8 protein-coding genes are annotated in these 13,630 nt (G+C 57.4%); 6 read left to right on the top strand and 2 right to left on the bottom strand.

Annotated elements, in window-relative coordinates; translation table 11 throughout:
• Window positions 1-3 precede the first annotated feature (3 nt).
• From B4A77_RS01920 to B4A77_RS01910, 3 genes are all read left to right on the top strand, one after another.
• Window positions 4-2,358 carry a lytic transglycosylase domain-containing protein gene (locus tag B4A77_RS01920; RefSeq protein WP_290737832.1) on the top strand — a complete coding sequence of 785 codons (2,355 nt, stop codon included), beginning with the start codon at window positions 4-6 and terminating at the stop codon, window positions 2,356-2,358.
• Window positions 2,359-2,361: 3 nt separating this feature from the next.
• Window positions 2,362-3,198, top strand: coding sequence for an EamA family transporter (locus B4A77_RS01915; RefSeq protein WP_173381657.1), 837 nt, complete (start codon window positions 2,362-2,364; stop codon window positions 3,196-3,198).
• Between the two features lie 87 nt (window positions 3,199-3,285).
• A complete protein-coding gene (locus tag B4A77_RS01910; protein ID WP_290737829.1) occupies window positions 3,286-6,114 on the top strand; it encodes a CotH kinase family protein in 2,829 nt (942 codons plus the stop codon).
• 2 nt (window positions 6,115-6,116) lie between these two features.
• Here B4A77_RS01910 and B4A77_RS01905 read toward each other — a convergent pair whose 3' ends face one another.
• Entirely contained in the window at window positions 6,117-7,475 is a 1,359-nt protein-coding gene (locus B4A77_RS01905; protein WP_290737826.1) for an efflux RND transporter periplasmic adaptor subunit, read from the bottom strand.
• 130 nt (window positions 7,476-7,605) lie between these two features.
• On the opposite strand from B4A77_RS01905, the gene B4A77_RS01900 reads away from it, so the two are divergent.
• Entirely contained in the window at window positions 7,606-8,535 is a 930-nt protein-coding gene (locus B4A77_RS01900; protein ID WP_290737823.1) for a cation diffusion facilitator family transporter, read from the top strand.
• A gap of 50 nt (window positions 8,536-8,585) precedes the next feature.
• Window positions 8,586-10,061, top strand: a complete 1,476-nt coding sequence (locus tag B4A77_RS01895) for a M16 family metallopeptidase (RefSeq protein ID WP_290724932.1) — start codon at window positions 8,586-8,588, stop codon at window positions 10,059-10,061.
• 96 nt (window positions 10,062-10,157) lie between these two features.
• Here the strand turns inward: B4A77_RS01895 and B4A77_RS01890 are convergent, their stop codons facing one another.
• The gene (locus B4A77_RS01890) at window positions 10,158-11,099 is read right to left on the bottom strand and encodes an aldolase catalytic domain-containing protein (RefSeq protein ID WP_290737821.1); all 942 of its coding nucleotides are present in this window, start codon (window positions 11,097-11,099) and stop codon (window positions 10,158-10,160) included.
• Between the two features lie 368 nt (window positions 11,100-11,467).
• Here B4A77_RS01890 and B4A77_RS01885 point away from each other — a divergent pair, with 368 nt between their 5' ends.
• On the top strand, window positions 11,468-13,612 hold the full coding sequence (locus B4A77_RS01885) for a glycoside hydrolase family 9 protein (RefSeq protein WP_290737819.1): 2,145 nt from the start codon (window positions 11,468-11,470) through the stop codon (window positions 13,610-13,612).
• Window positions 13,613-13,630: the final 18 nt, after the last annotated feature.

Here is a 13,630-nt window from a genome sequence, read left to right as displayed (position 1 = left end):
TGCATGGTGGATTTGTGTAGGTCGGCTTTCTTCCGCCGTTTTATTCCAGTGCTCGGGCTGATTGTCGCATGTAACGCTTCGGGCGAGAATGGGGACAAGGCCGCTCAGGATTCCGTGGCGGATTCGGCCTCCGTGGCTCCCGCTGCCCCGGCAGTCCCGGTGAATCCCTACGCCGAGCTCGAACAGGTGGAACCGGACAAGTTCCAGAATTTTATCGTGCATGCGGACCTTGCGAAGGCCGCCTTCTCCGACACGACGCTTTCGGCGGATGTCCGCGACTTTGCGAAGGCCGCCTACTACTACTATACCGAAAAGTGGGACAGCGCCTTCGTGGCCTACGAGGCGCTCCGCACCCGCGACCCCAAGCTCGAATCGGCTGTAGTGCTCCGCATGGCGAAATCCCGCTTTATGCAGGGCGACTTTGCGGGCATGCGTGAAGTCCTCAAGCAGGGGGCGAAATTTGAAAAAGATAATTTGTTTGCAAAGACGGCGGCCGACCTCCGCATCGATGCTGCCCTTGACGATTCGACGCTTTCGGAAGCGGCCCGTGCGGATTCCCTGAAGCATTACCTGGACCGTAACACCAAGGGCGAGAAGGTGGCTGCTCTCAGGTTCCGCTATGCGGTGTACCTGGAAAAGATCAAGCAGCAGAAGCAGGCGAAGCGTTACTACATGCAGGTGCTTGCGATGTCGAGCCCGTACAAGGATTCCGCATTCACGGCTATCCAGCGCCTGCGCAAGGTCCGTACGACTCCGGAATCGCTCGCCGAGAAGGTCGCCTATGCGAGGATGGCCTGCGGGAAGGAAGAGGCATCCGCATGCCTCGACTTGCTCGATTCCATCCGGGTGATGGATGAACGCGCGGTCGCGAAACATCCCGAATCCGCCCTGGAACCTTCCGGTGATTCGCTCCAGATGCTGCTTCCGAAGAGCACGCTCGATTTGAATGCCCGCATCGCCCTCTGGGAGAAGCGTGTCGTGGCGCTCAAGGCGCTCAAGCGCGAACAGGAAGCGATTGCGCAGTATGTCTACTTGATCGATTCCGTGGAAGCGCGCCCCGTGTGGATCCAGGCCGCCCTCCGCATGATGCGAAATGCGGCGACGAAGAATACGAAGGAAATCCGCAGGCTCGACGCGATACTCCAGGACGTGAGCCAGTTCAGCAAGGAAAACGCGAACAACCTCTGGGTGCGCGGATTCGAGCATGAACAGCAGGCGCGCTACGATAGCGCCATCGTCTGCTTCAAGAAACTTTCGAACAGCCGCTTCGGCAATAACCAGAAGCGTCAATGGGCCAAGTTCCGCATCGGTCTCATCTATTTCAAGCAAGAAAAGTGGAATGAGGCGGAGAAGGCGTTTGTCGATGCCGCGAAGGATCCGTTCCTCTGGAGTGGAAGCGGAAGCCGCATGTTCCTTGCCGATACCTACATGAAGATGGGCAAGGATTCGCTCGCTCGCGAGGCCTACCTCGACTGTATCCGCGATTTCCCGCTCGGATACTACGCGCACAGGAGCCGCATCAAGCTGGTGGAATACAAGCTCATGGAAGCATCCGAAGTCCCTTATGCGCACGGCATCCCCATGTCGCTGGATTCGACGCTCGCCTGGGTGCGCAGCGTCCAGAAAAACGACAAGAAGGACGCGAGCTACTCGCCCGAAAACTACGGACGGATCAAGAACCTGTTCCAGTACGGATTTTCCGAAGAGGCATTCACCCTCTACGAGGAACTGCGCAAGAAGAACGCGAAACGCCTCGACTTCCTTTACGAATTCGGCAAGCTGTTCTACGAGATGGGCGAGACGGCTGCGGGCTACAGGCTTGCCCGCCAGTTCCAGGCGCAAATCGACCGCCGCAAGCTGATGGAGCCTCCTCTCGACGTGCTGCATTACCTGTTCCCGGTGCCCTACAAGGACCAGGTCAAGTTCCATTCCGGCACGCGCATCGACCCGTTCTTTGTCTACAGCGTGATGCGCCAGGAATCGATTTTCAACTTCCAGATTGTCTCCCCGGCGGGTGCGTGCGGCCTGTTGCAGATCATGCCCGCGACCGGCAGGATGCTCGCGAAGCAGGAAGGCCTCGCGAATTTCGATCCGTCCCAGCTCTACAACGCCTACCTGAACATTCGCCTCGGCATTCGCTACCTCGTGGACCTGAAGGCCGAATACAAGGATGACTACATGTACGTGCTCGGCAACTACAATGCGGGCCCCAAGCCGACAAGGCGCTGGCAGGCGGCAGGCGCCGGGCTTCCGTGGGATATCCGTGCCGAGGATATCAGCTACTGGGAAACCCGCGACTACGTGAAGCGCGTCATGGGCAACTATTGGATTTACCAGGAAATCTACGACGAGATCTAGCCGATGCTGTTTCTCCTTCTCACGATAGGCCCTGCGTTCCTTTTTGCGTGCGGGAACATCCTGGAAAAGTCCGGGGTGTCCACGGTCGGCAAGCGGACGGGCGGGACGTCGAAACCCTGGGAGTTTTTCAAGGGTGTCATTACGAATAAGTTCTGGTGGCTCGGGTTTGGCTGTTCCGTGCTTGCGACTGTCGGCTACTACATCGCAATGGCACGCTACGACCTTTCGCAGGTGCAGCCGATGATGGTCCTGAACCCGGTGCTTACCGCCCTGATGGGTTTCTGCATTCTGAAGGAGGCGCTCACGAAGCGTATCGTCGTCGCCATCTGTTTTGTGGTGGCGGGTCTACTCTATTCGGTCGAGAGCCTCGGCGAATCCACGGCGGTGCAGAATGTCTCCATGCTCTGGATCTACTCCGGAGTGCTCTGTGGCGTGACGCTTGTGCTGCACCTGTTCGTGAAGAACCGCGAAATGGTGGATTCTCTCATCATGGGTGTTGGCTTCGGGCTTTCGGCGGCGTTCTACAAGAGCCTCGCGATGGATTTCGATCTTGACCATATCGAAGTTTCTTCCGTCGCGAACTTGCTGGTCGATTTCCGCACGCTCGGCTACGTGGCGACCTACGGCATCGCGTTCCTCTATTCGCAGATTTCGTTCTCCCGTGGCCGCGCGCTGTTCATCATCCCGTTCAGTGCGGCGGTCGGTGCCGCGGTGCCGACCCTGGCCGGTGCGCTCGTTTTCTCGGAGGCCTTCCCGATTGGGAAAATCGTTTCCACGGTGCTCGTGCTCACGGGGGCTGCGCTCTTCGTTGTCCGCAGACCGCGCAAATCGCATCCCTAGCCTCGCGGTCGCGCTTTTTTGTGCGGAATCGCTTGCTTTGCCGCACAGGAAACTTGCTTTTTCGGATTCAGAATATAGATTCAATTCATGGTGTATAGGCAATTTTCCATAACGTTTTTACTTGGCACGCTCGTGGCGTGGATGTTCGCGTCGTGTTCCGACGACGGCGGCTCGCATGGGACTCCGGCTGTTGACGAGGAATCCAGTTCTTCGGCGAATACCGGGGCGACGTTGCCGTTTGTGGACGGCCTGCTGAAGTTTACCGAGATAGATCCTGTCAATGTCGTTTACGAAGATCACGAGGGCGACGATGCGGGCTGGGTGGAACTTTTCAACAGCTCGACGGATACGGTGAATTTGTCCGGAATGTACCTGACGGATTCGCAGGAAGACCCGTTTAAATGGAAATTCGGAAACGTGAAAATGGAACCGAATTCGCTGCTGCTCGTGTTCATGTCGGGAAAGGATTATCCCGATTACGTCTTGCCGCATGATACGCTCAACATGATTGGCCCCGGATGCTGGACATGGACCGATGCGCAGAGCGACCCGCCGGGCTACAGCTTTGCCGACCCGTTGGAAGGCCAGAAGAAGAATTGCTTTTCCGAAGACGGGAAGCGGCGCGTCGGGGCGCGGATGCAACTTGGCGAAAACGAGGAACTGGGCTGGTCCTCGATCGCGATGTTTGTCGGGACGCGCAGTTCGAGTACCGATGACGTGCTCGATATCTCGGTGGCGAACGAACTGTTCTTGCGAGCCTACATCACCAAGGACAGGAAGGTCTCCTTCCGCCTGGCACAGCCCGATGTCGACGACTGGAAGGGTTACGAGTTCATCTTTACCGGCACCGGAGATTCTTCGACGGTCTACCGCGCAAGGCTACCGGCGGGTTTGAAGCTCCCGGATCTCGAAAATATCTATGGCACGCGGATTAGCCCTGAATCCAACGAGTCGCAGGAGATGACCATCAAGGTGTTTGATTACTTTGTGCGGAACCGTGGCCACGAACCTCATGCCGGATTCAAGCTATCGAAAAAGGGCGGGAGCCTTTACCTGGTGAATGCGGATACGGCGATTGTGGATTCTGTCGCCTACCCGGAAATGCCCGTGGGGAAAACCTGGAACTACGGCCCTCGCGGAGCGGAAACCCATATAACGGAAAACGGCGACAAGGTGTTTTCCGATTTCGGGTACCAGTGGGGCTACGCGGATCCGTCTCCGTATGGAGATGTTTCCGGAGGAGTGCTGGTTTCTAGATCTCCGTCCGTAGAATCGCTCGCCGAAATTCCGCCTTCGGGATTCTATGCGTCTCCTTTCGAAATTGTTTTCCCCGAAGATGCCTCGGTCCGGTGCGAAACGGGAGGCCCGGTCCCCACGGACGAAAGCCCCTTGACGCCTTCGCTACAGATAAACTCCACGGTGACGGTCCGATGCGCGAGCTTTGTGGATTACAAGCTTCCGGGCGAAACCATGACGCGCACCTACGTATTCGAAAATGCGCCGGCGGTCCCTGCGGTGTTCCTGTCGGCCGACCCGAATTCGCTTTTTGACCCGGATTCTGGAATCTACATGGAAGGAAACTTCGCACAGGAAAAGGAACCGCATTACGGTGCGAATTACTGGCTCGACAAGGAAATTCCCGTGACGGTCGAACTGATGGAGCCGGGAACGAATGCACCTGCCTTCGCGCACAACGCGGGCCTCAAGATTTTCGGCAATTACAGCCGCCAGAACTCCAAGAAGTCGGTCGCCATCACCTTCCGCGAAAAGTATGGCGAAAGCCGCCTCAAGTATGCGCTGTTCCCGGAGTATCCGGAACTCGACAAGTTCAAGGTCTTCTTGCTCCGCAACAACGGAAGCAACTTCGGGAACGATTACGTCCGCGACCGCCTCGCAAGTTCCGTAAGCGAGGGTCTCGGCGTCGATTACCAGCGTGGCCGATTTGCCGTCGTCTATTACAATGGCGAGTACTACGGCATCCACAGCATCCGCGAACGCAGTACCGAATACTATTTCGAGACTCATTATGGAATCGACCCGGGCGCTATCGACCTGCTCAAGGCGGACAATGCCGCATCGGCGGGCTCTTCGGTCGATTACACAAGGCTCATGGAATGGCTGGAGGCGAATAGCCTGGACGACGAGGAAAACTATGCGCAGGTGGCCTCGCAGATAGATATCGACAACTACCTCAACTACATGCAAACCGAAATCTATGCGGACAACCGCGACTGGCCGGCAAACAACATGAAGAAGTGGCGCGGCACCAATCCGCAGACCAAGTGGAAGTGGTTCCTTTACGACCTGGATTTCGGCATGGGCAACGAGTACAGCGAGTACAAGGATCTGAACATTTTCGACTTCGTGACGGCAGAAGATGGTCCCGGCTGGCCCAATGGCCCCGAGCATACGCTGCTGTTGCGCCGCCTGCTCGAAAACGAGGGCTTCAAGGCCGCGTTCATCAACCGCATGTCCGCATTGCTAGCAATGAACTTCGAAAGTTCACGCGTCCGTGCGCGTCTCGACGCAATGATGTCGGAAATCGAACCGGAAATCGCACGCGACCAGAAACGCTGGAAACTGAACGCGTCTAGGATGGAACGGCAGCTGGGGCTTATCGAGAAGTTTATCGAGGAGCGCCCGGCGAAGCTCGCTTCGGAAATGCAGGCTCATTTTGAATTGGGGGCGGCCGCCGCGGTCGACCTGCGGACGGAAGGGAAGGGCCGTATCCTTGTCCATGGCCTGCCGCTCGATTCCCCCGCGCTGACGGTGCAGTTCTTCGAAGGATTCCCGGTAAGGCTCACGGCTCAGCCTGTAGATGGCGGCGTGTTTGCCGGATGGGAAGATGGAGTCGCGGATGCGACGCGCACGATTGTTCCGGGCGAAGTCGCTGCCGTGAAGGCGCTGTTCAAATAACGTTATTTCTTTTTCCTGCCCGGCGGCGTAGGCATGAACGGGTTCGAGGCCTTTGCCTTCTCGGTACTGGCGGCGCTGATGCTTTCCTGGCTCACCACGACGGAATCGCCGACGGATAGCCCCTTCAGAATCTGGATGTTCACGCCGTCGCTGATGCCGGTCTTGACCCTGCGGGGGGCCGCCTTCCCGTCGATGCTGACCCACACGTGGTCGCCCGCGGGTTTCTTCGCTCCGGCGCGCTTCTTGAAAACGCCCTTGCCCGGAGGCCCGAACTTTCCGGAGCCGCCGGTACCGCTACCCGGCGGGCCGAAACCTCCTGGAGGCGGAGGCGGGAAGTCTCCCTTCGCAAATGCGCTGTCGCCTGCGAGCGAGTCGCGGTCCATGCGCGGCGGGTGCGGCATGTCCTTCGGGTCTGCCATCGGGGTCCCGTCTGCGGGAGTAAACTTGAGAGCCTTCACGGGAATCGCGATGGCGTCCTTCACCTCTTGCGTCACGATGGTGCAGGTCGCCGTCATGCCGGGCAAGAGCTTCTGTTCCGGGTTCTCCGCGGTAATCACCACCGTGTAAGTCACCACGTTGCTCGTTGTTGTCGGGTTCAGGCGCACTTCCTGTACCGCGCCGTTGAACGATTCTCCCTGGAATGCGTCGACGGTGAATGTCGCTTTCTGGCCCTGCTTCACCTGGCCGATATCCGCCTCGTCGATGGCGGCCATCACCTTCATCTGGCTCAGGTCCTTCGCGATGACGAACAGGGTGGGCGTGCTCATGGAGGCGGCCACCGTCTGGCCCACTTCTACTGCGCGCTTCAGGACTACGCCGTCAATCGGGCTCTTGATGGTCGCGTAGCTCAGGTTGAGCCTTGCCTGGTTCACCTCGTTCTTGCTGCGTTCCACGGCGAACTTTGCCGCGTTCATGTTGTATTCGGCAGTTTCCAGTTCCACGGCGCTCGCGGAATTGCTCTCCGAGAGTTTCTTCACGCGGTTGTAGGTCGATTCCTTGTACTTGTAGTCGTTTTCTGCGCTCCGGTAGGCGATTTCTGCCTGCGTGAGTGTCGCCTTGAGCTTCGACTTGTCGAGTTCGGCAATCACCTGGCCCTTCTTGACCTTGGAATTGAAATCCACGTAGATTTTCGCGATGTCGCCCGAGACCTGCGTGCCCACTTCCACCTGGTCGACCGGCTCGAGCGTTCCCGTTGCCGAAATTGTCGTCGAAATCGTAGTCTGCGTGACCTTCGCGCTCACGAGCGGGCCCGCGGCGTCACTTGCCTTCTCCGTAAAGAAGAAGAACTTCACGCCGTAGGCGATGCCCGCAAGTACCGCGAGCACGATGGCGATTTTCAGCAATTTCTTCAAGATTTTCATAGATGCAGCCTAAAAAATAGAAAGTATTGCCCTTTTTCCAGGTATTTTGATGCCCGGCGGGCCAAAAAGGTTGCATGGGAAGCGAAAAACGCCTTCATTTGCTTATAAAATAATTTTTATATTAGGTCGCATGACGCGCATCAGAAAGAAAGACGACAGCTCCGAGGTCCGCAGCGTAACGCTGGTAGGGCTTGTCTGGAACGTGGTTCTTTCCGTGGGCAAGTTCTTCGCGGGCTATTTTGGCGGGTCGCAGGCGCTTGTTGCCGACGCCATCCACAGTGCATCGGATTTCATTACCGATATCGCGATAATCATTGGTTCCAAGTTCTGGAACGCGCCCCCCGATGCGGACCACCCGTACGGGCACCGGCGTTTCGAGACGCTCATCTCGGTGGGTATCGGGCTTGCCGTATGCGCGGTGGGTATCGGGCTCGGTTACAATGCCATAATGGCCCTTGTAAACGGCGAACAGTCGCACCCCGAGTGGATTGCGGCCGTGATGGCTGCGGTCTCCATTGTCGTGAAGGAAGCCCTGTTCCGCTACACGCGGGCGAAGGGCCGTGCCATCCGGAGCGAGGCCGTGGAGGCGAACGCGTGGCACCACCGGAGCGATGCGTACAGTTCTATACCGGTTCTGATTGCGGTCTTGTTCGGGATACTTTTCCCGACGCTCTGGTTTGCGGACTCTGTCGGCGCGATTATCGTTTCTTGCTTTATCCTGCATTCCGGCTACGAGATTGCCTGGCCCGGAATTCACCGCGTCGCCGATGTGGGCGCGAGCGAGGAGGTCGCGCAGAAGTTGAAGGAAGTGGCGCTTGCCTGCCCGAACGTCATCAGCATACACGGGTTCCGCACGCGCTACGTGGGTTCCGACCTGCATGTGGATTTGCACGTGGTGGTACCTGCCGAGATGACCCTCCTTGCGGCGCACGATTTGGCCGAGGATGTGGAACGCAGGCTCATCGACGCGGGCGAGAACGTGGTGGATGCGCTGGTGCACATAGACCCGTACAGCGAGGAGCGCGTAAAGCGCGGCGAAATCAAGACGCTCGAACGCTAGGTCGTGCGTGTGGCGAAACCCTCGGGAAAAGTTTTACTAAATTCATGGCTATGAAAGGTCTTATGCGAAAGGTTTCTGGTATTGCTGCCGGTATCGCGGGTGCGCTCATGCTGTTTGCCCCTGCCCAGGCGGGCGTGAATCTCCCCGTCCACAAGGAAGTTCTCGAAAACGGGCTCACGGTGCTGCTGCACCCGAACAAGCAGGCACCCACGGTGAGCTGCCGCCTCTTTTACGTGACGGGCTCGGTGCACGAGGTTCCGGGAAAGTCCGGCCTTGCGCATATCCTGGAACACGAACTCTTCAAGGGCACCAACAAGGTGGGTGTCACCGACAGCATCGCCGATGCGGCGTTCATGGCGCGCGAGGACAGCCTGCAGGCGCTTATCCGTCCGGCAAAGCTTGCGGGCGATACGGCTACAGTCAAGAAACTCACTGCCGAACACGATTCCCTCTTGAATGAACAGCGCAAGCTATTTGTGAAGGATGAACTCTGGGGCGCCTACCAGTCCGTGGGCGGCACGGGCCTCAACGCGTTCACGACTGACCTCATGACGGCCTACATCGTCACGCTCCCCAAGGACAAGATTGAACTTTTCATGTGGCTGGAATCCGACCGCATGCAGAACGCGGTGTTGCGCGAATTCTACTCCGAACGCGACGTGGTGCGCGAGGAACGCCGCATGCGTTACGACGACAAGCCCACGGGCCGCTTTTTCGAGACGATGAATTCGCTTATCTACGAGGCGTTCCCCTACCGCGTGCCGACTATCGGCTGGCCGTCCGACATCATGAACTTGACCCGCGAAATGGCCGACGAGCATTACCGCAAGTACTACAAGCCGCGCAACGCGATTCTCGTGCTGGCGGGCGACCTCGATACCGCTTCCACGATGCAGATGGTGAAGAAGTATTTCGCCAATATTCCCGCGGGCGAGGCGTTCCCGCCGATTACGGTGCGCGACCCGGAACAGGTGGGCGAGAAGCGTTTCAAGCAGATTCGCCCCGATGCGCCGAACCTCTATTCGCTCGTGTTCAAGACGGCCGAAGTGGGCGACCCGAGCCTCTATGCGCTCGATATCGCGGAAGGCGTGCTGAACGGGCGTTCCGGCAGGCTCTACAAGCGCCTGGTCGAAGAGGAAAAGCTCGCGGTGAGCGTGAAGGCGGGCAACAGCCCGAACAAGTATGTATCCGAATTCTCCGTGATGGTGAGCCTAAGGCTCGATGCCGATGCGGAGAAGGTCGAGAAAATCGTATGGGAAGAACTTGAAAAGCTCAAGAACGAACCCGTGAGCGAACGCGAATTCCAGAAGGTGAAGAACCATACCTATGCGGGCCTCGTCCGCAGCTTTACCGATATGGAAAATGTCGCGACGATGCTCGCCTGGTACGAGATGTTCGGCGACTACCACATCTTCCTCAACTGGGCCGACGAACTGGAAAAAGTAAACGCAGCCGCCGTTCAGGAGGCTGCGAAGCAGACTTTCGTCCGCGAGAAGTCGGTTGCCGGGTTCCTGCTGAAGAAGTAGGGGCGACGCTCGGCTCCTAGGGGCCTGCTTCGCAGTCCCTAATCCTTCGGCTCACCAATACGAAAGCAGGTTTTCGTGCTGGATTCGCCTTTTGGATTAGTCGTTGACCATCTTTTCGTAGAACTTGCGGTATTTGTCCTTGTCTTCCGTCTTGCGGACGGCGATGGCGTCTTGCGGATGACGGTTGAGCATGCCCGTAATCATTTGCGGGATAATGTAGCCCCATTCGTACTTTTCCTTGAGCGGGAGGAAAAGCTCCTGGATGGCGTCGAGCACCGGACGCAGGTCGTATTTGGGGTTCTTGAGGAAGCTGAGCAGAAGCTCGGTGGTGCAGTTGCCCGCGCCGCGTCCCATGCCGGAAACAGAACCGTCGAGGTAGTCCACGTGGTTGATGATGGCCTGGATCGTGTTGGAGAAGGCGAGCTGCTGGTTGTTGTGGCCGTGGAAGCCGAATTTTTTGCCCTTCACGATTCCCTTGTAGCGCGCGAGTTCCTTGTCGATGTCTTCCTGGTAGAATGCGCCGAAGCTGTCGACGAGGTAGAGCACGTCGGCCTTGCATTCTTCCTGCACCTGGTGGAGCGCTTCGTCGAGTTCCGGACCGCGGTCACGGCTTACGGCCATGATGTTGAGGGTCGTCTCGTAACCCATGTCATGGAAGGCGTTCACCATGCTGATACCCTTGTCGATGTTCTTCACGTAGCTTGCCACGCGGAACATCTGGTACGGGCTTTCGGATGCGGGCTTCACGGCGTCCATGTTCACGCGGCCCACGTCGGCCATCACGGCCATCTTCATCTTGGAATCGATGCCGTCCTTCACTTTCCAGAGCAGGTCGTCGTCGCAGAACTTCCACGGGCCGTATTCCTTGGGGTCGAAAAGTTCGGGGGAGTTCTTGTAGCCCATTTCCATGTAGTCGATGCCGGCTGCGGTGAGGAGGGTGTAGAGGCGGCGGACGAATTCCAGGGAGAAGTCGTGCTTGTTGACGAGGCCGCCGTCGCGGATGGTGCAGTCGAGGACTTTGATGCTTTCGTAGTACATGGTTGGGTTCCTTTTTTAATTGCTCCGCAAAGATAGGTTCTGCAAAAGCGCCGGTCAAGGAAAAAAGTATGGCTGAAAAAGAAAATGGCTTATTTAACGCAAAACAAGCGTAGAAAAGTGGTAAAATGGAGAAATTCGACTGCCATAGGCGGTCGCTTTGTTTGAAAACCTAAGCCCTTACGTTACGGAAAGACTTGCTTTTGGCTTGTAATTTGAGAATGCAAGGTCTGAAAAGAAGTCGGGACTTACATCCGCCTTGTTATTTAACGCTAAATTTGCGTAGAAAACAAAGCAAAAGGACATGGCGGGGAGCACACCTAATAGTTTCTTTATTGATAAACTAGCCCCGAAAACTTATATTCAATACCATGAAGAGAACAACGTTTATACCCCTTTCCCTCGCGATTGCGGCATCCGCTTTCGCGGACAATACCTTCTACTTTAACGAGGCGGGCTACGACTCCGACCAGCCGATTTCTATCGTGGTCAAGAGCACCGACAACCTCGAAGGGCAAAAGTGGACCCTGTGGTTTGACCCGGATGGCGACATGACCGGCGCCTCCGTGGCGACAGGCACGTTCGGTGCGGGCGTAAATCCGGACAACTGGACGAACAACGGGAAGTTCTACACCATCAAGCTTACGGACAAACCGCTGCAGTCGGGCAGTTTCCATGTGGAAGTGTCTGCGGGTAGCCCGTCGGCTTCGCAGAAGTTCTTCATCGGTGACAAGGCCCTTGCGCAAAAGACTCTTGGCATGGTGATGGATTACTTCTACAACGACCGCGCGAGCCGGCAAGAAATTGTGGCGATGGACCAGAAGATTCCCGTGTACGGGAGCGGCGCCACCCGCGATGTCCACGGCGGCTGGTACGATGCGAGCGGCGACGTGAGCAAGTACCTTTCGCACCTTTCCTATGCGAACTACCTGAACCCGCAGCAGATTCCGCTCACGGTGTGGTCGCTCGCTTTTGCGGCAGAACACATTCCGCATTTGCTCGGCAGTACGAGCACCAAGGCGAAGACTGCCGACGAGGCGGCGTTCGGTGCGGATTTCCTGGTGCGCATGCTCGACGACCAGGGATTCTTCTACATGACGGTGTTCGACAACTGGGGAAGCCCGATGGGCAAGCGCGAACTCTGTGCGTTCAAGGGTTCCGACGGCATAAAGAGTGCCGATTACCAGACGGCGTTCCGTGAAGGCGGTGGCATGGCGATTGCCGGCCTTGCCCGCGTGGCGCATCTCGAAGGGATGAACATTGCGGCCAAGGGAGACTACACTGCGGCGCAGTACCTGGATGCGGCGAAGAAGGCTTACGAACATTTGACCTCGAAGCAGAGCATGGGCGGCAACTGCGCCTACTGTGACGACGGCAAGGAAAACATCATCGACGACTACACGGCTCTCCTCGCAGCGACGGAACTCTATGTGGCTACAGGCAATAGCCAGTACCAGAAGGATATGCAGGCGCGTGCGGAGCACCTTGTCGGTCGCTTGAGCGATGACGGGTATTTCTGGAGCGACGACGCGAAGACGCGCCCGTTCTGGCATGCGAGCGATGCTGGCCTCCCGCTGATGGCGTTGGTGCGCTACTTGGAAGCGGAAGCCATGGTGGATTACGAACCGTGTCCGCCTGACGTAGAGTGCGTTATTCCTGGGGCAGATATCATGAGAGCCGCGAAGACTGCCATCGAAAAGCACCTGAAATGGCTTGTCACCATTACGAACAAGGTAGAAAACCCGTTCGGTTATGCTCGCCAGACCTACAAGACGAACAATGCCATCAAGGACGGTTTCTTTATTCCGCACGACAATGAGAGTGGTTACTGGTGGCAGGGCGAAGATGCACGAATTGCAAGCCTTGCCGCTGCTGCGGTGTATGCTGCAAATGCTCTCAAGTCGCTTGATGACGGCGTGAACAAATACGCTGCCGACCAGCTCGACTGGATTCTGGGCAAGAACCCTTACGCAACTTGCATGATGTACGGTATCGGCAAGAAGAATCCCAATATTTATGACGGCCAGTCGAATTACGATGCGACGCTCAAGGGCGGTATCGCGAACGGCATTACCGGCAAGAACAACGACGGTTCGGGAATCGCCTGGACCGATGACGGTGTCGCCGCGGTGGGCTTCGATGCGATGAAGGAATCGTGGCAGGTGTGGCGCTGGGACGAACAGTGGCTCCCGCATACCACGTGGTTCATGAATGCGCTTGTCGCCCGTTACGACGAGAACAAACCGTTTATCGCAGTTCCGGAAAAGGTCTCTGTTCCGAAGGTGAATGTCGTTGCCGCAGGGTTTGGCGTGCACCTTTCCGGCCGTATGCTCACGGTGAACGCTGCCGGCGCAAAGAACGGCGTTACGGTGACGGTGCTCGGGCTTGACGGCTCGAAGGTCGCCTCGGGTACTTTGAATGCGGGCCGCGCGACGCTGAACCTGGAACCCGTGAAGAGCGGCGCCTACCTGGTGAAGGTCAACGGCTACGGCGCGAAGAAGGTGCTTGTCCGCTAGTAGATTATTTGTAGGGAG

Source organism: Fibrobacter sp. UBA3718 (assembly GCF_002371935.1).
GTDB lineage: Bacteria > Fibrobacterota > Fibrobacteria > Fibrobacterales > Fibrobacteraceae > Fibrobacter.
This window is presented reverse-complemented; position numbering and strand designations above follow the sequence as displayed.